Annotated in this window: 21 protein-coding genes; 5 read left to right on the forward strand and 16 right to left on the reverse strand. The window is 68.7% G+C overall.

What is annotated here, in order from left to right:
• Window positions 1-24: 24 nt before the first annotated feature.
• Both ASPU41_RS18835 and ASPU41_RS18840 read right to left on the reverse strand, forming a co-directional pair.
• Window positions 25-573 (reverse strand): DUF4395 domain-containing protein, encoded by a 549-nt coding sequence (locus tag ASPU41_RS18835; RefSeq protein WP_083266619.1) that lies wholly within the window; start codon window positions 571-573, stop codon window positions 25-27.
• A gap of 80 nt (window positions 574-653) precedes the next feature.
• Window positions 654-1673 carry an exonuclease domain-containing protein gene (locus ASPU41_RS18840; RefSeq protein ID WP_069952205.1) on the reverse strand — a complete coding sequence of 340 codons (1020 nt, stop codon included), beginning with the start codon at window positions 1671-1673 and terminating at the stop codon, window positions 654-656.
• 115 nt (window positions 1674-1788) lie between these two features.
• On the opposite strand from ASPU41_RS18840, the gene ASPU41_RS18845 reads away from it, so the two are divergent.
• Complete coding sequence (locus tag ASPU41_RS18845) at window positions 1789-2556, forward strand: VTT domain-containing protein (RefSeq protein WP_069952815.1); 768 nt, start codon at window positions 1789-1791, stop codon at window positions 2554-2556.
• A 103-nt stretch (window positions 2557-2659) separates the two neighbouring features.
• On the opposite strand, the gene rdgB is transcribed toward ASPU41_RS18845, so the two are convergent.
• The 6 genes from rdgB to clpS form a co-directional block, all read right to left on the reverse strand.
• Window positions 2660-3337: an RdgB/HAM1 family non-canonical purine NTP pyrophosphatase gene (rdgB, locus tag ASPU41_RS18850; protein ID WP_069952206.1), complete on the reverse strand. Its 678-nt coding sequence runs from the start codon at window positions 3335-3337 to the stop codon at window positions 2660-2662.
• The gene (gene rph, locus ASPU41_RS18855) at window positions 3334-4092 is read right to left on the reverse strand and encodes a ribonuclease PH (protein ID WP_069952207.1); all 759 of its coding nucleotides are present in this window, start codon (window positions 4090-4092) and stop codon (window positions 3334-3336) included. Before rph ends, rdgB begins: the two co-directional genes overlap by 4 nt.
• Window positions 4093-4161: 69 nt before the next feature.
• Window positions 4162-4959: an MBL fold metallo-hydrolase gene (locus tag ASPU41_RS18860; RefSeq protein WP_069952208.1), complete on the reverse strand. Its 798-nt coding sequence runs from the start codon at window positions 4957-4959 to the stop codon at window positions 4162-4164.
• Window positions 4956-5972 carry a glutamate racemase gene (gene murI, locus ASPU41_RS18865; protein WP_442856217.1) on the reverse strand — a complete coding sequence of 339 codons (1017 nt, stop codon included), beginning with the start codon at window positions 5970-5972 and terminating at the stop codon, window positions 4956-4958. Before murI ends, ASPU41_RS18860 begins: the two co-directional genes overlap by 4 nt.
• A 120-nt stretch (window positions 5973-6092) precedes the next feature.
• On the reverse strand, window positions 6093-6659 hold the full coding sequence (locus tag ASPU41_RS18870; protein WP_069952210.1) for a DUF2017 domain-containing protein: 567 nt from the start codon (window positions 6657-6659) through the stop codon (window positions 6093-6095).
• The gene (gene clpS / locus ASPU41_RS18875; protein ID WP_069952211.1) at window positions 6652-7020 is read right to left on the reverse strand and encodes an ATP-dependent Clp protease adapter ClpS; all 369 of its coding nucleotides are present in this window, start codon (window positions 7018-7020) and stop codon (window positions 6652-6654) included. Before clpS ends, ASPU41_RS18870 begins: the two co-directional genes overlap by 8 nt.
• A gap of 37 nt (window positions 7021-7057) precedes the next feature.
• Here clpS and ASPU41_RS18880 point away from each other — a divergent pair, with 37 nt between their 5' ends.
• The 3 genes from ASPU41_RS18880 to ASPU41_RS18890 all read left to right on the forward strand — a co-directional run bounded on the left by ASPU41_RS18880 (window position 7058) and on the right by ASPU41_RS18890 (window position 9535).
• Window positions 7058-8386, forward strand: coding sequence for a nicotinate phosphoribosyltransferase (locus tag ASPU41_RS18880; RefSeq protein WP_231941114.1), 1329 nt, complete (start codon window positions 7058-7060; stop codon window positions 8384-8386).
• Entirely contained in the window at window positions 8386-9060 is a 675-nt protein-coding gene (locus ASPU41_RS18885; RefSeq protein WP_069952212.1) for an isochorismatase family protein, read from the forward strand. Before ASPU41_RS18880 ends, ASPU41_RS18885 begins: the two co-directional genes overlap by 1 nt.
• 127 nt (window positions 9061-9187) lie before the next feature.
• Window positions 9188-9535 (forward strand): hypothetical protein, encoded by a 348-nt coding sequence (locus ASPU41_RS18890; protein WP_069952213.1) that lies wholly within the window; start codon window positions 9188-9190, stop codon window positions 9533-9535.
• 109 nt (window positions 9536-9644) lie between these two features.
• On the opposite strand, the gene ASPU41_RS18895 is transcribed toward ASPU41_RS18890, so the two are convergent.
• The 8 genes from ASPU41_RS18895 to ASPU41_RS18930 all read right to left on the reverse strand — a co-directional run bounded on the left by ASPU41_RS18895 (window position 9645) and on the right by ASPU41_RS18930 (window position 19389).
• Window positions 9645-11435 (reverse strand): DEAD/DEAH box helicase, encoded by a 1791-nt coding sequence (locus tag ASPU41_RS18895; RefSeq protein WP_069952214.1) that lies wholly within the window; start codon window positions 11433-11435, stop codon window positions 9645-9647.
• A gap of 211 nt (window positions 11436-11646) precedes the next feature.
• On the reverse strand, window positions 11647-11955 hold the full coding sequence (locus ASPU41_RS18900) for a DUF3039 domain-containing protein (protein ID WP_442856257.1): 309 nt from the start codon (window positions 11953-11955) through the stop codon (window positions 11647-11649).
• Between the two features lie 79 nt (window positions 11956-12034).
• The gene (nagB, locus tag ASPU41_RS18905) at window positions 12035-12817 is read right to left on the reverse strand and encodes a glucosamine-6-phosphate deaminase (protein WP_069952216.1); all 783 of its coding nucleotides are present in this window, start codon (window positions 12815-12817) and stop codon (window positions 12035-12037) included.
• Window positions 12818-12898: 81 nt separating this feature from the next.
• The gene (locus tag ASPU41_RS18910; protein WP_069952217.1) at window positions 12899-14470 is read right to left on the reverse strand and encodes a transporter; all 1572 of its coding nucleotides are present in this window, start codon (window positions 14468-14470) and stop codon (window positions 12899-12901) included.
• The gene (locus tag ASPU41_RS18915) at window positions 14452-15258 is read right to left on the reverse strand and encodes an ABC transporter ATP-binding protein (protein ID WP_069952218.1); all 807 of its coding nucleotides are present in this window, start codon (window positions 15256-15258) and stop codon (window positions 14452-14454) included. Before ASPU41_RS18915 ends, ASPU41_RS18910 begins: the two co-directional genes overlap by 19 nt.
• Window positions 15259-15344: 86 nt before the next feature.
• Window positions 15345-16445, reverse strand: coding sequence for an NADH:flavin oxidoreductase/NADH oxidase (locus ASPU41_RS18920; protein ID WP_069952219.1), 1101 nt, complete (start codon window positions 16443-16445; stop codon window positions 15345-15347).
• Complete coding sequence (locus ASPU41_RS18925) at window positions 16445-17455, reverse strand: tetratricopeptide repeat protein (protein WP_069952220.1); 1011 nt, start codon at window positions 17453-17455, stop codon at window positions 16445-16447. The genes ASPU41_RS18920 and ASPU41_RS18925 overlap by 1 nt, the downstream gene beginning before the upstream one ends.
• Before the next feature lie 140 nt (window positions 17456-17595).
• Complete coding sequence (locus tag ASPU41_RS18930) at window positions 17596-19389, reverse strand: hypothetical protein (RefSeq protein WP_069952221.1); 1794 nt, start codon at window positions 19387-19389, stop codon at window positions 17596-17598.
• A 328-nt stretch (window positions 19390-19717) separates the two neighbouring features.
• Between ASPU41_RS18930 and ASPU41_RS18935 the strand changes: the two genes are divergently transcribed.
• Window positions 19718-20890, forward strand: a complete 1173-nt coding sequence (locus ASPU41_RS18935) for an AI-2E family transporter (protein ID WP_157357148.1) — start codon at window positions 19718-19720, stop codon at window positions 20888-20890.
• Window positions 20891-20946 lie beyond the last annotated feature (56 nt).

The following is a 20946-nucleotide window of genomic DNA, read 5'->3' on the forward strand; positions in this document are numbered from 1 at the left end:
GGCGCCGGCCGGTGCCGCAGGCGCTCAGCCGCGGCGGAGCGAGATGTTGTTGCAGGCCTCGCACACGTCCTCGGGGATCAGGCCGCGGCGCTGCAGGAAGCCGAAGACTGCGCAGCCGAGGCAGAACCCGGCGAACGCCTCCAGGGACGCGGCAACAATGAGGACCGTCAGCAGGATCCACGCCGCCGGCGCCAGCCCCGCGGCCAGCAGGAGGGCGGCGGCGGTGGACAGGGCCGCACCAATGCCCTGCGCGAAGCGCTTCGGCGGGCCCGGGACCAGCCGGGTCTTCCCCAGCCGCGGCGTCAGCACCTTTACGGACAGCTGCGCCAGCGGCGAGATCCGCGGGCCGAACAGGACCCGCAGCCAGAACCCCGCGGCAATAACGGCCAGGCCCCAGCCGAAGCCGGTCAGCAGCGTCGCCACGGACAACAGCACCACAAGTCCGGCGGTGACGCGGGCCGCGTACTCGTTCACCGGATTGGGAAACGCAAAGGCCGTCCTCCAGCCGGTTCCACTCCGCCGGGCAATTGCGGGTGTCGGCGTCGCGGGTGGTGCCGAGGTCAGTTTGCTCATCCTTCAAGGCTAGGAGCAGGCCCCGCCCGGGCGAAATGTTTGTTGCGCAGTATGACCGCGGAAGCTCCGGACCGGCCGGTTCAGGCCAGCGCGGCGGAGGCGACGTGCCCGCCCACCATCTGCAGGAATTCGCCTTCGGAAAGGACCTCGATCCGCTGGCCGCGGTCGTGCAGCTCCAGCACGCGCCGGGCCTTGCCGGTGAGGCGGCCGGAGCGCAGGTCGGCGGCCACGAACCCGTCGCCCACCACCAGGACGGTGGTGCGGGCCGTGACCCGGCTCTCGGGCCGGGCGCCGAACTCGGCGGAACGGACCTTCGCCTCGGGCCGGGGGATGGCCAGCTCGCCGGTGAACACCACGGTCTGCCCGAACAGGGGGTGCCCGGGCTCGGCGAGGGCGTTCGGCGGCGGATTGGCGCCCTCCTCCGGCCAGCCGGGCTGGTAGGCGCGGACCGCGCTCACGGCAGGCCCTCCCCCGGCGAGTGCGTCCAGGGCCGACTGGCTGGCTTTGGAAAGCGGATCGCGCAGCGGGTCGAAGGCGGCCTGGCGGGAGACCGTCAGGCCCAGGGACAGGTAGAGCTCCGCGATGCTGCCGGCGCCGTTGCGCGCGGCAATGTCAATCAGGATCCCGGCGCAGGCCCGCGCGTCCTCGGCGGCGTCGTGGTGGTTGACCAGCGGGACACCGGCCTCCCCGGCCGCGTAGGGCAGGGAGTTGGAGACCAGGGAGTAGCAGCGGCGGGAGAGCATGACCGTGCAGACGAAGTCATAGGCCGGGCCCGGGAGGCCGGAGACCTCAAGTCCCGAGCGGATCACACCGAGGTCGAAGGCGGCATTGTGCGCGGCCAGGACGTCGCCGCCGATGAAGGCGCCGATCTCCGGGAACAATTCACCGAAGCGGGGCAGCCCGGCCACCTGCTCAGGCCGGATTCCGTGGATCCGGACGTTGTGGTGGTCGAAGCGGTCGTGGTTTTCCGGCGGCCGCATCAGCCAGGACGCCTCCTCGACCACGACGCCGCCACGCACCTTGCTCAGGCCAACAGCGCACGGTGAACCGCGGAAGCCATTCGCGGTCTCAAAGTCGATCGCCGTAAAGTCCAAACCCACGCCCCAAACTTTACCGCCGGATTCCGGCGCGGCCCGCACCGGCCCCGCCCGCGGCATCCGCCGGGAGCGCCCGACGGCGGCTGTCAAGTACCCTTGACGGGTGAACCTTTTTGCTTTGAGTGACCTTGCCGTGTCCACGATCGGCGGTGCAGGACCGGTCCAGCCGCAGCTGGCCTCGTTCCTGCCCGACTGGCTGAACCCCCAGGTCTTCCTGGCCGACCCCGCCCTCGCGCCGTGGGTTGTGCTGCTGGTCTGCGGCATCATCTTCGCCGAGACCGGACTGCTGATCGGCTTCTTCCTACCGGGCGACTCCCTCCTGTTCACGGCCGGACTCCTGGTCGCCACCGGGACCATCAAGTTCAACATCTGGGCTTTCGTGCTGCTGATCATCGGCGCTGCGATCGTCGGGAACCAGGTCGGCTACCTGATCGGGTCCAAGGCCGGACCGGCCATCTTCAACAAGCCGAATTCCAGGCTCTTCAAGCGCGAAAACGTTGAAAGCGCCCACGCCTTCTTCGAGAAGCATGGCGGCAAGGCGCTGATCCTGGCCCGTTTCGTGCCGATCATCCGGACCTTCGTCCCGGTGATCGTGGGCGTCGCCCAGATGAGCAAGCGCAAGTTCTTCGTCTTCAACGTGATCGGCGCCGTGCTCTGGGGCGGCGGCGTGACCCTGCTGGGCTTCCTGCTGGGCGATACCTTCCCGTGGGTCCGCGAAAACCTGGACATCATCTTCATCGCGATCGTCCTGCTCTCGGTGATCCCGATCGGCGTTGAGGTCGCCCGCGGCTTCGTCGCCAAGCGCCAGGCCGAAAAGTACGGAACCGACCTCGTCGAGGAGTTCATCGAGGAGCACGAGCCCGAAGAGGAACGCAAGACGCCGTAACTCCCGTCCCGGACCAGCGGTTCCGGACCAACCAGCGCACAAGGAAGGCGCCCCACAGTGTGGGGCGCCTTCCTTTGTTAACGTCCGGTTGCCGCCGGCTGGGCTACCTCCCGGACAGCGCCGCCACGATCGCCGGGAGCAGCGCCCGGAACGCGTGCCCGCGATGGCTGATGGCGTTCTTCTCCTCCGCGCTCAGCTCGGCGCAGCTGCGGTCCAGCCCGCTGGGCTGAAGGACCGGGTCGTAGCCGAAGCCGCCGGCACCGCGTGGTTCGCGCAGCAGGGTCCCCTCGAGCTGCCCGTACTCCACAACTTCCCGGCCCTCCCCGGAGGCGGAGCCCGGGACGGCCAGGGCCGCGGCACAGACAAATGCGGCGCCGCGGTACGCGTCGGGAACGTCCGCCAGCTGGTCAAGCAGCAGCCGCAGGTTGGCGGCGTCGTCCCCGTGGCGGCCGGCCCAGCGGGCCGAGAAGATCCCGGGAGCCCCGCCCAGCACATCGACGGCGAGCCCGGAGTCGTCGGCGATCGCCACGAGCCCGGTCGCCTGCGCCACCGCGCGCGCCTTGAGCAGCGAGTTCTCGGCGAAGGTCACACCGGTCTCGGCAACGTCGGGAGCGCCGACGGCGCCCGCGTCCACCACCTGGGTGTCGACGTCGAGGCCGGGCACCTGCCCGCGCAGCAGCTCACGAAGTTCCCGGAGCTTGCCCCGGTTGTGCGTGGCGAGCACCAGTACCGGCGCGGGTCCGGGCTGCGCTGCTCCCTGCTTTGCGGTGCCCCCTGTCACGGGGCTTCCGCCAGGGTGTCACGCTGGATGGCGGCCAGCTGCTCCGTGCCCATCAGGGCCAGGTCCAGCAGTTTGTTGAGCTCATCACGGTCGAAGGGGGCGCCTTCGGCGGTTCCCTGGACTTCGACGAACTTGCCGGACCCGGTGACGACGACGTTCATGTCGGTCTCGGCGCGGACATCCTCGACGTACGGCAGGTCCAGCATCGGGATGCCGTCGATGATGCCGACGGAGATGGCGGAGACGGTGTCGATCAGCGGCTGGGCGTTGCGGGCGATCATCTTGTTCTCGCGGGCAAAGCGGATGGCCTCGGCCAGGGCCACGTAGGCGCCGGTGATGGCGGCAGTGCGGGTTCCGCCGTCGGCCTGCAGGACATCGCAGTCCAGCACGATGGTGATCTCGCCCAGGGCCTTGGTGTCGATGATGGATCGCAGCGAACGGCCGATGAGCCGGGAGATTTCGTGGGTGCGGCCGCCGATCTTGCCCTTGACGGACTCGCGGTCGGAGCGGGTGTTGGTGGCGCGCGGAAGCATGGCGTATTCGGCCGTGACCCAGCCGCGGCCCTCGCCCTTGAGCCAGCGCGGGACGCCCTCGGTCAGGGAGGCCGTGCACAGCACCCGGGTGTTGCCGAACTCGATCAGGGCCGATCCCTCGGCCTGCTTGGACCAGCCGCGGGTGATGCTGATCGGACGGAGCTGATCGGGGGTGCGGCCATCGGCGCGGATAACGGGGACAGTTAGGGCTTCGGAAGTCATGCCATTAGCTTATCGACCCTTCCCGGAACGACCGCGCCCACCAGGACTGCCCGGAGGGCGGGGTCCCGCTCAGATGGTGTAATGCACTCCTGCGACGGCCACGGCCACGTGCTGGCCGAAGACGTCCTTGGCTTCCGCCATAACGGTTGTCGGGGACGTCCAGACCGGGATGTGGGTCAGCAGCAGCCGCCGGGCAGCTGCGGCCACGGCGGCCTCCCCGGCGCGCTTGCCGGTCAGGTGCACGTCCTTGATGCCGTCGTCGCGGCCTTCCTCGAAGGCCGCCTCGCAGAGGAACAGATCGGCGTCGCGGGCAGCGTCCTCGAGACCGCTGCAGGAGTCGGTGTCGCCCGAGTAGCTGAGCACCCGGGTGACGGGGTTGCCGTCGCTGTCCGGTTCGGTGACCTCCACCCGGAGCGCGTACGCCTCTTCCACCGGGTGGTTGACGGCGTAGGGGGTGACCGTGAACGGTCCCATGGTCACCGGCTTGCGCTCGGACCAGTTGCTGAAGTCGAATTCCTCGTGCATCCCCGGGTCCAGTTCCAGGCCGTAGGCCGTGGCCATCCGGTCGGCAGTGGCGGCGGGGCCCCAGACCGGGATCCTGCCCCGTCCCCAGCCGCCCGGTTTCCAGCGCACCGCGACGTGGAGCCCGCACAGGTCCATGCAGTGGTCCGGGTGCAGGTGGGTGAGGAAGATGCCGTCGATGTCTTCCAGATCCGTGTAGCGCTGGATGGCCCCGAGCGCCCCGCTTCCGAGGTCCAGGACGATCTTCCAGTTCCGTTCGCCGTCGGTGGCGGTCAGCAGGTAGCACGACGCCGGTGAGCCCGGCCCCGGAAAGGATCCGGTACAGCCCACGATGGTCAGCTTCACAGCAGTGTTCCCCCGCCCGCGGATCCGGCTACGAAGTTGGAGATCCTGGACCGGCCTGGGCCGGCCTGGGCAGCGGCGATCATCTCCGGCGTGATCCTGGCCAGGCTGCCCGTGGGGTACTGGGCCGCGACGTGGTCCACGTGGCGGACGCTGAGGACCTCGGGCCCGAGGAAACGGCGGGCGAGGTGCTCGAACTGTGCGGCGTCCCCCGTCGCGATGAAGTTGTGGGTCGGGTCCGAGGCGTCAGTGCGTTCCAGCCCGCGGGAGGCCAGCGCCCGGTAGACGTCCTTGGCCGTCTCCTCCGCGCTGGAGACGAGGGTGACGTCCTCCCCCATCACGTAGGAGATCACGCCGGTGAGCAGCGGATAGTGCGTGCAGCCCAGCACCACGGTGTCCACCCCGGCGGCTTTGAGCGGTGCCAGGTATTCGCGGGCGACGGCGAGCAGTTCCGGCCCGGTGGTGATGCCGGCTTCGACGTAGGGCACGAACGCGGGGCAGGCCACCGAGGTGATGCGCAGGTCCGGGGCGGCGGCAAAGGTGTCCTCGTAGGCGCGGGAGCCGATGGTGGCCGAGGTGCCGATCACACCGACGCGGCCGCTGCGGGTGGCGGCGACGGCGCGGCGGACCGCCGGCTGGATCACTTCGATGACGGGGATCCCGTAGCGGGCGGTGTAGCGTTCGCGGGCGTCGCGCAGCACGGCGGCGGACGCTGAGTTGCAGGCGATGGTCAGCAGCTTCACACCGGAATCCACCAGTTCATCCATCACCCCCAGGGCGTTGGCCCGGACCTCGGCGATCGGGAGCGGGCCGTAGGGTCCGTTGGCGGTGTCGCCGACGTAGAGGATGGATTCGTTGGGCAGCTGGTCGATGATGGACCGGGCCACGGTGAGTCCGCCGACACCGGAATCGAACACACCGATGGGGCGCGATCCCATCCGGCTGGCGGCGGTACTGCTCGCTGGGGAGTCCGCAGCAGCTCCCGCTGCCGGATCCGTGCTCGATGCTGAAGTCATGATTATTCGAGGATAGGGCTTAGCCCGTGGCGCGGCCATCTCATTGTGTCGTCCGACTCATGTCTAATTTGTCACATGCGTCGGAGGAGTCCGCCGCCGGGCGGCAGCCGGCGCCGCTGTTCAGCGGCGCGTCTCCAGCGACTGCAGCATCGCCTGGACCAGGGATTCCTGGAGCCAGGTGGTGAAGTTGTAGACCAGGGCAAGGTAGCTTTCGACGTCCTCGGCCTGGGACCAGTCCTGCATCAGGTGCACGTGCCCGGCATCCTCGTCGTCGCGGATGTCCAGGCGTTCGGCCAGCACCAGCCGGACGTCGTTGAGCGCCATCGACCAGTGCCGCGCGTCGGCGGGGGTCAGGACCAGTTCATCCTTGTCCAGCCCGAGGGACGCGGCCTTCAACGCACCGATCTTGCTCTCGCGCAGCGAACGCTCGGTATACCGGCGGAACTCCAGCGAGGCGGCGTCGTCGTTCTTCGAGACGTTCGGGAGCAGCCGGCGCAGGGCACGGTCCGAGGGTTCACGCGCCGCGGAATCGAGTCCGACGAGCGCGGCGAGGGGGTCCTGGTTGGTGCGTTCCTCCGGCTCCAGCATGGACACGACGTCGTCGAACAGGCTGCGCAGCAGTTCCCGCTCGGCCGGTTCCAGATAGCCGGTAATGCCCTTGATTCCGAACTTGAATGCCTTAGCCACGTTTTCCTTTGCCCTTGCCTGAACCTGAGCCCTCGCCGCTGCCGGTGGCTTTTTCCACCGTGGCCCAGAGACCGTAGCCGTGCATCGCGACCGCGTGCTGCTCCACCTGCTCCTTACTGCCGTGCGCCACGATGGAGCGCCCCTTTTTGTGGACCTCCAGCATGAGCTTGTTGGCTTTGGCCTCCGAATAGCCGAAGTAGCTGCGGAACACGTAGCTCACGTAGCTCATCAGGTTCACCGGATCATTCCAGATCACGAGGTTCCAAGGGATGTCCGGGGCGGTCAGGACATCGGTCGACGTCACTGTTCCGGTCTGGGTGCTCTCCTGGGTGTCAGGGCCGAGCGCAACGCTGAGGGTCATCTGTCCATTCTATGGGGATGCGCACTAGAGTGAATTTGTGAGTACCTCAGCTGGCTGGGAACGTCCCCGCACGTCCCTGTACACCGACCATTACGAGCTGACCATGCTGCAGGCCGCGCTGCATTCCGGCGCCGCCCACCGCAGGTCAGTCTTCGAGGCCTTCGCCCGGCGCCTGCCGGACGGGCGCCGCTACGGCGTTGTGGGCGGCACCGGCCGGCTGCTGGAGGGCATCGCGGACTTCCGCTTCGGCGACACCGAAATCGATTTCCTCCGCCGCACGAAGGTGGTCAACGAGGAAACCCTGGACTATCTGGCCGGGTTCTCCTTCTCCGGCGACATCTGGGGCTACGCGGAGGGTGAAGCGTACTTCCCCAACTCCCCCATCCTGATCGTCGAGGCCACCTTCGCGGAGGCCTGCATCCTCGAGACCTACATCCTCTCGATCCTCAACCACGACAGCGCCATCGCCTCCGCGGCCTCGCGGATGATCACCGCGGCCGGCAGCCGCCCCTGCGTGGAGATGGGCTCGCGCCGCACCCAGGAGGAATCGGCCGTCTCTGCCGCCCGGGCCGCCATCATCGCCGGCTTCGACAGCACCTCCAACCTTGAGGCCGGGCTCCGCTACGGGCTTAAAACGGTCGGCACCGCCGCGCATTCCTTCACCCTCCTGCACGACACCGAACGCGAGGCCTTCGAGGCGCAGATTGCCTCGATGGGCGCCGGAACCGCGCTGCTGGTGGACACCTACGACGTCGAGGCTGCCGTGCGCACCGCCGTCGAACTGGCCGGCGACAAACTCGGTGCGGTGCGCCTGGATTCCGGGGACCTCGTGGCCCAGGCGCAGTGGGTCCGCCAGCTCCTCGACGATCTGGGCAACGAGCGGACGCGCATTATCGTCACCTCCGACCTGGACGAATTCGCCATCGCCGCCCTGCAGTCCGCCCCGGTGGACTCCTACGGCGTCGGCACCTCCCTCGTGACCGGTTCCGGCGCCCCGACGGCGAGCATGGTCTACAAGCTGGTCAGCCGCACCGACGACGACGGGAACTTCGTTCCCGTCGCCAAGGCCGCCAAGAACAAATCCAGCAAGGGCGGCCGCAAGTACGCCCTGCGGAAGCTCAACGAGCGCGGCACGGCCACCCAGGAGATCGTCGGAATCGGGCACCGCCCGGAGGACGACGGCAACGACCGGCCCCTGCTGCAGCAGTTCGTCAAGAACGGCGCACTGCTGCCCGGCTGGACCGGGGCGGAGGGTGTGCTGCGGGCCCGCAAGCGTCACGCGGACACCATGAAGGAGCTTCCCGCCGTCGTGAACCGGCTGCAGCGCGGCGAAGCAGCCATCCCCACCATCTACGAGGAGAACTGATGTCCCGCGCCCTGATCATTGTCGACGTCCAGAACGATTTCTGCGAAGGGGGCTCGCTGCCGGTCGCAGGCGGGGCGGACCTCGCCGGCGCCATCAGCGAATACGTCGACGCCCACCACGGACAGTTTGACCACATCGTGGCGACCCAGGACTGGCATATTGATCCCGGCGCGCACTTCTCGGAGGACCCCGACTTCGTCGGCAGCTGGCCGAAGCACTGCGTGGCCGGAACCCGCGGCGCCGAACTCCACCCGGACCTCGACACCGAATACATCCAGGCCTACTTCCGCAAGGGCCAGTTCACGGCGGCCTACTCGGGCTTTGAAGGGCTGCTCGCCCCCGACGACGCCGTGCCCACCGGTGACCGGAAGCCCGGTGCCATGCCGGTCTCCGGGGCCGCCCCCGGGAGCGACTTCGACGCCGGAGCCACCGCCGGCAGTGAATACGCCGGTGGCGAGGACGCGATCGGGCTTGACGACTGGCTGCAGAGCCACGACGTCGAAGACGTGGTGGTCGTCGGCATCGCCACCGACCACTGCGTCAAGGCGACTGCCCTGGACGGGGTGCAGGCCGGATACTCCGTGACCGTGCTGCGTGACCTGACCGTCGGGGTCGCCGAGGATCTCGACGACGCCGTTGCTGAGATGGAACTCGGAGGGGTTGACATCGCCTGACGCGGTGGCGTCGCGTGCCGGATTGTGGCGACATCCGGCCGGACCGCTGACCGGAAAGCCGCGCTCCGGCAGTAGACTCGAAATCCCTGCCAATATCGCCTGACCCGTAAGGACCCCGGAGTACATCATGAAGAAGACCCTGACCGTCCTGATCGCTGCCGGGGCTCTGCTCGGCGCCGCCGGCTGCTCGGCCCCCACGCAAGACACCACTGCGGAAACCTGCGCCCGGGTCCAGACCGTCGGCGCCGGACCCACCTCCAACGAGGACAAGGCAGGGATGATCCGCCTCGCGAACCGGCTCAGGCCGGTCGAGGCCACCGCCTCCGCGGACCTGAAGACCCCGCTGCACTCCATCATTGAATTCCTGGACGAGTCGGCGAAGGAGACCCCGGACTCCGCCAAGCTGCAGGAGATGCAGGGCGCGTACACCTCTGCAGGTCAGGCCCTCAGCGCGGCCTGCGGCGGCGGCCAGTAGCGGCGAGCCTGCGGCCAAAGAGCGCGCAGAAAAGGGACCGGGTGACCCCGGTCCCTTTTTTCATGCCGTTTTTGTGCCGTTTTTGTGCCGTTTTAGTGCCTGCGGGCGGCTACTTCCGGCCGATGAACCAGTCCTGGAGCTTCCGCAGCCGGGTCTGCAACTGCTCCTCGTTGGCCTGGGCCACGGCCGGGCCGCCGCAGACCGTCCGGAGCTTGGTGTGGATGACGCCGTGCGGCGTGCCCGTACGGGCAGACCAGGCCGCGACATTCTTGGCCAGTTCGGTGCGCAGGTCCATCAGCAGGCGATGATCCGGCACGGCGGGTACCTCAGCGGCCGGACCGGCGGCACCCTGCGGGGCCCGCGCATTCTTGCGGTTGAGCTGGGCGTGCTGGCGCTGGCGCAGCAGCGTGCCGACCTGTTCGGCGTCGAGCAGTCCGGGAATCCCGAGGAAGTCGAGCTCGTCCTCGGAGCCCACCTCGCCGCCGGTGCCGAACTCGCCGCCGTCGAACAGCACGCGGTCAAAGGAGGCCTGCGAATCCAGGGCCTCAAACTTGCCCTTCATCAGCGAATCGGAGGCCTTCTCCTCGCGGTTCGCCTCGTCCATCAGCGAGTCTTCCGGGTTGAAAAGCCCGTCGCCGTCGTCCTTCTCGGGGCGGTCCAGGGCGTGGTCCCGCTCGGCTTCCATGGAGTTGGCGAGCGCCATCAGCTGCGGCACGGAGGGCAGGAAGACCGACGCCGTCTCGCCGCGTTTCCGGGCGCGCACGAACCGCCCGACAGCCTGGGCGAAGAAGAGTGGAGTGGCGGTGGAGGTCGCGTACACACCGACGGAGAGCCGGGGCACGTCCACACCCTCGGAAACCATCCGCACGGCCACCATCCAGCGTTTCTCGCTGGCGGTGAACTCCTCGATCTTGCTGGAGGCCTTGGTGTCGTCGGAAAGGATCACCGTGGGCGATTCGCCCGTGATCCTCTTCAGCTGGCCGGCGTAGGCACGTGCGTCCTCGTGGTCTGTCGCGATGACCAGACCGCCGGCGTCGGGAACCGTCCGGCGCACCTCGCTCAGCCGTTTGTCCGCCCCGGCAAGCACCGCCGGGATCCATGCTCCTGTGGGGTTCAGCGCGGTCCGCCAGGCGTGCGCGGTGACATCCTTGGTGACCGCCGACTCGCCGAGGGAGGCCGCCATCTCCTCGCCGGCGCTCGTGCGCCAGCGCATCTGGCCCGAGTAGGCCATGAACATCACGGGACGGACCACGTGGTCCCGGAGCGCCTTGCCGTAGCCGTAGGTGTAGTCCGCCCTGGAACGGCGGATGCCGTCCCGGTCCTCGGCGTATTCCACGAACGGGATGGGCGAGGTGTCGGAACGGAACGGTGTCCCCGTCAGTGAGAGCCTGCGCGCCGCGGGCTCGAAGGCCTCGCGCAGCCCGTCGCCCCAGGAGAGTGCCTCCCCGCCGTGGTGGATTTCGTCGAGGATGACGAGGGTGCGGGCGGCCTCGGTTTTGGCCCGGTGCAGCAGCGGTTTGCTTGCCACCTGGGCGTAGGTGACGGCGACGCCGATGAAGCCGCGGCCGTGCTGGCCGTCGGCGTTCTTGAAGTTCGGGTCGATGGCGATCCCCACCTTCGCGGCGGCGTCAGCCCACTGCCGTTTCAGGTGGTCCGTGGGCGCCACGATGGTGATGCGGTTGACGACGTTGGCCTCGACCAGCATGGACGCCACCCGCAGCGCGAAGGTGGTCTTGCCGGCGCCGGGCGTGGCCACCGCCAGGAAGTCCTTCGGATGGGTGCTGAAGTAGCTGTCGAGGGCTTCCTGCTGCCAGGCACGGAGTTTCGGCGCGGTGCCCCAGGCGGCCCGCTCAGGATACGCGGGAGGCAGGACGGGTCCGCCGAAGAGTGTCTCTGTCACTTAGGTGCCCTCCATTCCGCGCACTGCCGCCGCTGCCGGAGAAAACCAATTAAGCACAAAAACACCAATCTTTTCGGATGAACCGTAAGCAATCACCGGCCGGCACGGACCGGTCATCAGTCACCGGGAGAACAGGTCGCTCCGGGTCCAGGGCGGCGCGCCTGAGGGCGGGACGCAGGGACCTGCCGCGCCGCCGCCGCGAACTACCGCGCTACTTGTCGCCGGAACCGTTGCCGCCGTCTTTGCCCGGGCGGAGGCCGTCGTAGACCTCTTTGCACTCGGGGCACACGGGGAACTTCTTCGGGTCGCGGCCCGGCGTCCAGACCTTGCCGCACAGGGCGATGACCGGTTCACCGGACAGCGCCGATTCCATGATCTTTTCCTTGCGCACATAGTGCGAGAAGCGGTCCCGGTCACCGGGTTCCACTTCCTGGCGCAGTTCCTCGCGCTCGATCGTGGCCGTCGACGTCCCGGCTCCGGAGAGCTCGCGCATCGGGTCGTTTTCGAGGGGATCGGTCATGCTGTTCATGTGACCCATCTTAGCCGCTCGATCTGGCGGACGTGCGACGGTACCCCGGCGGGATCGCGGGAACCGGTCCCTACAGGCCCTGCCACGAGGGCTTGTTCTCGTAGCTGTGGCGGTAGTAATCGGCGAGCCGCAGCGACGAGGCCGCCGCCTCGTCAACCAGGATCGTGGCGTGCGGGTGCAGCTGCAGGACGGATGCGGCGCAGATGGCGGCAACGGGTCCTTCCACGAGGTCCCGGACCGCCTGGGCCTTCTGCGCGCCGGTGGCGATGAGGATCACATGCCGGGCTTCCAGGATGGTTCCCAGCCCCTGGGTCACGACATGGTGCGGGACCTGGGACAGGCTCCCGAAGAACCGTGCATTGTCCCGGCGTGTCTGCTCGACCAGGGTCTTGACCCTGGTCCGTGAGGCAAGGGATGAGCCGGGCTCGTTGAACGCGATGTGGCCGTCAGTTCCGACTCCCAGCAGTTGCAGGTCCACTCCTCCGGCCGCCCGGATGGCGTCCTCGAAGGCCATACAGGCTGCGGGGATGTCCGCGGCGCCGCCGTCCGGCCCGCGCACGTTCGCCGGGTTGATGTTCACCCGTTCCGTGAATTCGCGCCTGACCACCTCACGGTAGGACTCCGGGTGGCCGGCCGGCAGACCCACATACTCGTCAAGGGAGAAGGCCCGCACCCGGCTGAAGTCCAGGCCGTCGCGCTCGTGCCGCAGGGCCAGCTCGTTGTAGACCGGCAACGGTGACGAACCGGTGGCCAGGCCCAGGACGGCGTCGGGCTTGCGCCGGAGCAGCGCCTCAATCGCATCCGCCGCGAGCGCGGCGATCAGCTTGCTGCCGGACAGAATGACAACTTCCATGGCCTGCCTTTGCGCTTGCCGTGCCCCTTGGCGGTTGTGCCTTAGTGGCAGGCTACCGCAGTCCCGGCCCGGGCGCGCGGGTCAGCGGTGGACGGCGACCTGGGCCAGCAGTTCCGGCCCCCGGGCGTCGAGCCATTTCCCGCCCAGCCGCACCCCGGCGGCAAACAGCCCGAGCCCCAGGCCCGGGCCCACCACCAGGTTGATCCAGCCGGGCACGGCACTGCCTGTGGCGAATTGTGCCGCCACCAGCGCCACTTCGGGCACCAGCAGCAGGAAGAGCACCCCCATGCCGCCGAACTGGACCGCCATGGTCTGCGCCACATTGCCCGGCGGTTTCTTGAACGGGCTGTCGCCGGGGATCGGCACAGCGGCGGTGTAGCGTGCCGATACCACCGAGGAGAGACCCAACCCGCTGAACAGGACACCGAGGGACAGCCCGAGCACGCCGGGCAGCAACTGCCAGTCCGCGCCAAAGACGAACGGCAGGACGCTGAGCGCCAGCACCGCCGGCAGGGCGAAGACCAGGCACGCAACGGCCCGGCCGAGCCGGTCGTGGACCCCCCGCACCCCCGTGGACAGGTGCAGCGCGAAAGCGGTGCTGTCATAGGAAACGTCTGTTGAGATGGACCAGGCAAGCAGGAACGCTGTCAGCGGTCCGACGAAGAGGAGCAGACCGTAGGATCCCGTCTGGGCGGCCTGGAACAGAAACAGGACCGGCAGCAGCGGGACAACCACGAGGGCGCCCGCGTAGCGGGGATCCCGGACCCAGTAGCTCAGCGACCGCGCCGCGACCGCGCCGGTTGGCGTTGCCGGGAACAGCCTGAAGAAGCCCAGTCCCCGGGCTCGTCTTTTGGAGCCGCCGGAGTAGGACGGCGTCACGAGCGCCCGCTGAAGCAGCAGCTTCCAGCACAGCGCGAGTCCGGCGAGTGTGGCCAGCGCGATCAGGAACTTCAGGGCCGCGGCGCCGTAGCTTCCCGCGGCAAGTTCCCCGCCGAGGGACCACGCTGCCCCCGCCGGGGTCCAGGACAGCGTCCGGGCCAGCCCGGTCAGGAAGTCCCCGGAACCGGCAATCCCTTCGGCGACACCCGCCACGATCGGTCCCATCAGGACGAGGGGAATCAGGAAGACGACCGCACTGGCGTCCTTGAAACGGCGGGAACTCGCCAGCCCTGCGGTGGCCGTGGTGACCACTTTGGACAGCACAATGCAGCTCAGCACACCAAGGACCGCGCCCACCAGGGCTCCCCCGGCGGCGGGAAGGCTCCGGGACCAGGTCCCGACGGTGCCAAGTGCCACCAGCGCGGTCGCCGTGCCCGGAATTCCGATCAGCCCGCCGAGGGCCAGTCCGGTCAGCAGCTGGGGCATCGGCACAGCGAACGTGGTGAACCGTGCCGGGTCAAGGGTCATATCCGCGGCCGAGGCCGCGATCGGGACAACGGCCCACCCCAGCAGCGCCGCCGCGCCGCCCAGCACAATGACCGTCTGGGCCAAACCGGCGTCCGCCCCGCGGAGGAGCAGCAGCCCCGTGATGCCGAGCCCGACGAGTCCCAGCGCATACAGGGTGCCGATGCCGAGGCCCACCAGCTGCCACGGGCTGCGCCGGAGGCTGTTGCGCAGCAGTGTCAGCTTGAGCCTTAGAAGGTCCGCAACCATTCCAGCCCTTCCGTGTGGTTGCGGCCGCCGACCAGCTGGACGAAGCGGTCCTCGAGGGACTCACCGGCCCGGACCTCGTCCACCGTGCCGGCGGCGAGCAGCCGGCCGGCGGCCACAACGGCGACGTGGTCGCACATCCGCTGCACCAGGTCCATAACGTGGCTCGAGACAATGACGGTGCCGCCGGAGGCCACATAACGGTCCAGGATCTCGCGGATGTTGGCGGCGGACACAGGATCCACCGATTCGAACGGCTCGTCCAGGACCAGCAGCCGGGGCGCGTGGATCAGGGCCGAGGCGAGGGCGATTTTCTTCGTCATGCCGGCGGAGTAGTCCACCACCAGCGTTCCGGCGTCGGGACCCAGGTCCAGTGCGGCGAGCAGTTCCTTGACGCGCACGGCCACAACGTCCTTGTCCATGCCGCGCAGCAGGCCGGCGTAGCTGACCAGCTGCGCGCCGGTCAGCCGGTCAAAGAGCCGGACACCGTCCGGGAGGATGCCCATCAGCTTCTTCGCTTCCAGCGGGTGCGTCCAGACATCCACTCCGTGCACGAACGCCGTGCCGAACTCGGGCCGCAACAGTCCCGTGGCCATCGACAGGGTGGTGGTCTTGCCGGCCCCGTTCGGGCCGACGATCCCGTAGAAGGAGCCGGCCGGAACGTCCAGGCTGAGGCCGTCGACGGCGATCTTGTCGCCAAAGCGCTTGGCCAGCCCGCGCAGCGACAGCGCGGGAACCGCCGGCCCCGGCTTGTTTCCAGGGGCAGGCGGACGCGGCTGCTGAAAAGTCATGTCGCTAGACTAACCGTCCCGTGCGGGGAACGGATCGTCCGCAGGGCACAGCCGGGCCGGCGGACCCCGCCCCGGGCCCCGTCCCGCTAGAAGGAGTGCCGGGGAACGGCGCGTTCGTACTGCGGCGGCCAGGCCAGCTCATGGCCCAGCTCGAACGCGGCCCGCAGCCACCAGTGCGGGTCGCGCAGCGCGGCACGGGCGATGAAGACACCGTCGGCCTGGCCGGTGGCAACGGCGTGCTCGGCCTGGCCGGCCGACGTCAGCAGCCCCACGGTACCCGTCCGGACCCCGGTTTCACGCCGGATCCGCGCGGCGAAGCCGGTCTGGTAGCCGGGTCCCACCGGAATCTGCTGGTACGCCACGGCGCCGCCGCTGGACACGTCCACCAGGTCCACGCCGTGTTCGGATGCCGCTTTGGCCATCCGCACCGACGCCTCAATATCAAGGCCGCCCTCGGCCCAGTCCGAGGCAGAGATCCGGAGCAGCAGCGGCATGGAGTCGGGGATGACGTTCCGCACGGCATCAACAACGGCCAGGGTCAGCCGGTTCCGGCCTGCCTCGTCGCCGCCCCACCGGTCAGTGCGGTCGTTGACGAGCGGACTCTGGAACTGGTGCAGCAGGTAGCCGTGGGCGCCGTGGATTTCGATCGTGTCGAAGCCGGCTCCCACGGCCCGGACCGCAGCCGCGGCGAAATCGGCGATCACGCCGCCGATCTGCTCCTCCGTCATCGCCGACGGGGCCTCGTAGCCGTCAAAGGCCGAGGTGCCGGGTCCCGCGGTGGGCCAGCCGCCGTCGGCGACGGCCACCGTGCCCTGCTTGCCGGAGAACGGCCAGTACGAGGACGCCTTCCGGCCCGCGTGCGCCAGCTGGGTGCCGATCTTGGTGTCCGCGGTGCCGTGCCGGTGCACGAAGGATGTGATCCGTTCCCATGCCGCGGCCTGATCGTCGTTGTAGAGTCCGGCGTCCCGGGGGCTGATCCGTCCGGAGGCGTTCACGGCGGCCGCCTCGGTGAGGATGAGGGCGGCTCCTCCCGTGGCAAAGGAACCCAGGTGCATCAGATGCCAGTCGTTGGGAACTCCTTCCCCGGTTTCCGGCTCACAGCTGTACTGGCACATCGGAGACACCCAGCCGCGGTGCTGCAGGTGCAGGGCACGCAGTTCCAGCGGCGTAAAAAGCGCCGAACCCATCAGAAGAGGACCCGTGCGAGGTTTTGGCGCGCTTTCGCGACGCGGGCGTCGGCGGTGCCCACGACGTCGAACAGTTCCAGCAGCCTGACCCGTGCCGTTTCCCGCTCCGGTCCGAAGTTCCTGCCGATGAACGCAACGATCCGGCCCAGTCCGTCCTCGACGTGTCCGCCGGCAACGTCCAGGTCAGCCACAGCCAGCTGGGCTTCGAGGCTGTCCGGCTCGGTGGCGGCCTGCTGGCGCAGCGCTTCGGTGTCCGCGGCGGACAGCGGCTGGAGCCGGCCCATCAGCTCCACCTGCGCGAGTCCGGCCTTGGCCTCGGAATCGGCGGGCATCTCCAGGAGGGCCTGGCGGTAGGCGTCCGCGGCGGCGGCGTAGTCACCGGCTTCGATCGCGTCAAACGCTTTCTGGTGCAGGGGCGGCAGCGGCGGCGCCTCGGCCTCATCGGCGCCGGGTCCGCCGGCGCCGATCCGCCCGGTCACGCCGTTGGCGGCAGCGACCTTGAGCAGCTCGTCCAGCAGGCTGCGGACCTGCTGTTCCTCGGCGGCACCCTGGAAGAGGGGCACCGGCTGGCCCTTGACGAGGGCCACGGCGGTGGGAACGGCCTGCACCTGGAACGCCTGGGCAAGTTGCGGGAACACCTCGACGTCGGCGGCGCCGAGGACCAGCTGGCCCTCGTAGCTGTTCACGATCCGCTCGAGGACGTCAGCCTGCTCGGCCGAGCCCGGCGAATAGGCGGCCCACAGCGCTATGACAACGGGCACCTGGGCCGAGAGCTCAACGAGTTCCTGGAAGTTGGCTTCGGTGATGTCCACCCGAAGCGGCCGGCCGGGATGCTCCGCACCCCCGTTGCCTGCGGCGGGAGTACCCGGTGTGCCGGCGGTGCCGGCGGGGGCCGGGCCGGCCGGTGGCGCAGCGGGACGCTGTTTCAGGGCGGACAGGTCGACGGCGCCCCGCAGGTTGAGCGGGTTGGCGGCAGCCGGCGGGACGGGGCGGGAAGCTGGCGAAGTCATGGTTCCACTCTAGCCACATCGGCCCCCGCCGGTGCCACGTGAGGGGCCCCGGCAACAGAAAAGACCCGGCCTTGCGGCCGGGTCTTTTCTGTCAGCGCCGGTCAGGCCGGCGCTACTCCTCTGTGGGCCTGGTTGCGGGCCTACTTAAAGCTGGCCCCCACGAGGCCGCGGGTGGCGGCCACGAGCTTCATCGGGTCCTGGGACCCTGCCGGGGGGATATAGACGGCCGCGGACTCGGCGAAGTTCAGCACCATTCCGGTGCTGGTCTCCTTGCCGCCGGCCAGGGCCGCTGCGTCGTCACCGATGGTCAGCTTGTCGCCGGCGGCCTTGGGGGTGCCATCAAACGCGAAGTTCAGGCGGCCCAGGGCCAGTGCTCCGCCGTCTGCGGTCCGGAACACCACAATGCTTTCCGGGACGACCTTGTGGGTGAAGGAGAAGGTGCCGTTGACGCCCGAACTCACCACATCGGCCTGGTAGGCCAGCGTGTCAGCGATGTACGGGGACGACGCGCCTTCGGCGAGTTTGTCCTTGAACGCGGAGTCGGCGGAATTCAGCCGGTCGCCCAGCCCGCCCAGTGCTTCCTCGCCGCTGTAAAGCAGACCCGTTTTGTCCGAGGGTGCCAGTGTCTCGGTGCCGCCGCGGGCGATCCCCGGGAAGGTCGTTCCCGGCTGCAGCGGCGTCGTGAGGACCAGCTTGTAGTTCTCCCGCGGGGATACCTGGGTCAGGGTAAGCAGCTGAGGCACAACGTTGCCCTCGCCCTGGGTGACGGCCATGACGGTGCGCGGCCAGCTGCGCTTGTCAGTGACCACTGTCGTGAGGAGCTTCGTGGCGCGGACCGGCATCCGGGCCTCGTAGGTCCCGACCTGGGAACGGATCTTGTAGTTCTGCGTGCGGACCTCGAGTTCGGGTCCGGCCACGCGCGGCTCGAGTTTGCTGGCATCCTTGGCCGCGTCACCGGCGTCGGCCGCACTGGCAACCTGTTCAAGGATGCGGCGGAACTGGGCATCAACCAGCACCGGTGAGCCCGGAGCCTGCCCGGCGGCGGCAGAGGAAGGACTCGGCGACGGGGCGGGCGTCTGGCTGGCGTGGGCCGCGACGCCGCTTCCGGCGACGGCCGTGGCGGTCAGCACCGCCACAACCACGCCGGAGCGCCGCAGGCGCCGGGCGATGGTGGCGGGTTCGGCGGTGAGTTTTTCGGAGCCGGTTTCGTTCCGTGCCGTTCCCGTGCGTGCCTCAGGCTTGGCCTCGGCGCGGGGGGAAGGCGTGCTGCCGCCGGTTGCCGTGCCACTGCCCGGTCCGCCGTTGCCTGTCCCGGCGCGGGCGCCGGACTTGGGCTTGAGCACCAGCAGGGCGGCTCCGGCCAGGATCAGCAGGCCGCCGAGAACCATAAAGGGAATGGCCCACGGAGTGGAAGTGTCATTCGGGAACGTTATGGTGATCGAGCTGGGGGCCGGCTTGGTCCCGTCCGTGGCGAGCAGCAGGTCCCAGTCGCCGTCCGCCGGCGGGGTCCAGTTGTACTTCAGCTCGCCGCTGGCGTTTTCGGTGGTTACCCACAGGTCCGATCCGGCGGGCGAGGGCGCGGTCGCTTCGCCGCCGGCATGCGTCAACTGCAGCGCCTTGCCGTCCTCGGAGACGCCGGAGACGGTGTTGTGCGCGGTCGTGCCGACCCAGGCCTCGACGTCGTCCGGGCGGCCGGCGGCCAGCATGAAGCTGCCCTCGCCCTTGACATTGATCGTCACCGGGCCGTCGTGCAGCGTGCGGAGCTTCCCGTCAAAAACGGTCAGCGGTGCGGCGGCGGCATCGGCCGGTGCGGTGGCGGTCACGGTCTCGGCCGGAGCCCAGAATGTCTTCTGGCCGATTCCGGCGAGCAGTGTCAGGAGGCCGAGCAGCACTAATGCAACTGCAGTCTTGAAACGCAAAATTTTACCTATCATCAGCGGACACTTAGCTTCAATAGTAACCATTTTGTTACCAGAGAGTCAGATCGGGCAGGTTGTCAACCCCTGCCGCGGCACCCGCGGGAACCATCCAACCGCGCCAAAACAAGCCTGCTGATAAGGTTTGCGGTGATCATCACACCATGGCCGCGACAGCGGCTTCGCCGGGAATATCCACAGGACAAGGGCTTTCAACGCAGTGACTGGACACACGGACTCGTCCCCCTCAGGACCGGAAGAAAACCAGGACTCCGGCAGTGCGGCAGTGCGTACCCGGGACGGGGTTTCCCACCGCCGGACGGCCCTGGCCGGGGTGCTGAACTCGATGGCCCACCGCTTGCGTCAGCCCCTTCCGGGCGCCCAGCCACGGCTCCGCTTCGAGATGCCCCCGGAGCAGGAGCTCGACGAGACGACGCCGGAGAGCGAGACCAGCGCCCGCTTCGGCCATCCCGGCCCGCGGATGTCCTCCCAGCACCCCCTTTACGTCGGGTTCATGGGGACGGTCGGCGTGGGCGTGGCCCTGCTCGTCTACTGGATCGGTTCCAACACCACCCAGCTGCTGCTCTGGATCGTGGCGGCACTCTTCATCGCCCTGGGCCTGGACCCGGTGGTGCGCTGGCTGGAGGGGAAAAGGCTTCCCCGCGCCGCGGGCATTGTGGCCGCTGTTTCCACGCTGGCCCTGGCGATTGCCGGGTTCTTTGCCACCCTGATCCCCACGATTGTCCAGCAGGTCACCCAGATCGTCGAAGAGGCGCCGCGCTGGGTCACGGACTTCATTAACTCCGACTTCTTCCGCAGCATCGACAACCAGTACGGGGTGCGGGAACGCATCACCCAGGAGCTGGAAAAGTTCGTCAACAACCCCGAGGCGATGGGCGGCATCTTCGGCGGCGTCGTCGGTTTCGGCACCACCCTGGCGAACGGCCTGTTCGGGGCCCTGATCGTGCTGGTGCTGAGCCTCTACTTCCTGGCGGCCCTGCCTGCCATGAAGAAGTGGGGCTACCGGCTGGCCCCGCGGTCCCGCCGGGCCCGGGTCGCGGCCCTGTCCGAGGAAATCACCGGTTCGGTGGGAAACTACGTCATCGGCCAGGCCGTCGTCGCCCTCCTGAACGCAACCTTCGCCTTCATTGTGATGTCGATCGTCGGCGTTCCGTTCGCCGTGCTGCTGGCCTTCGTCGTGGCGCTGCTGGCATTCATCCCCCTGGTTGGCGGGCTGATTGCCGGCGTCATCGTCACCGTGATTGCCCTGACAGCGGGGTGGCAGACCGCTGTGGTCTTCGCCATCTGCTATTTCGCCTACCTGCAGTTCGAGGCCTACTTCATCTCCCCGCGCATCATGCAGAAAGCGGTCGCCGTGCCGGGCGCCGTCGCCGTCATCTCGGTGATCGCCGGCGGCAGCCTGCTGGGCGTGCTGGGCGCGCTGATCGCGATCCCCACCGCGGCCGCCATTCTGCTTTTGGTCAAGGAAATCTTCATCGTCCGCCAGGACAAGCACTGACATTTTCCGCTACAGAAAAGGACAGCCGCTGCGTGGATCCACGCAGCGGCTGTCCT

It is taken from the genome of Arthrobacter sp. U41 (genome assembly GCF_001750145.1).
Lineage (GTDB): Bacteria > Actinomycetota > Actinomycetes > Actinomycetales > Micrococcaceae > Arthrobacter.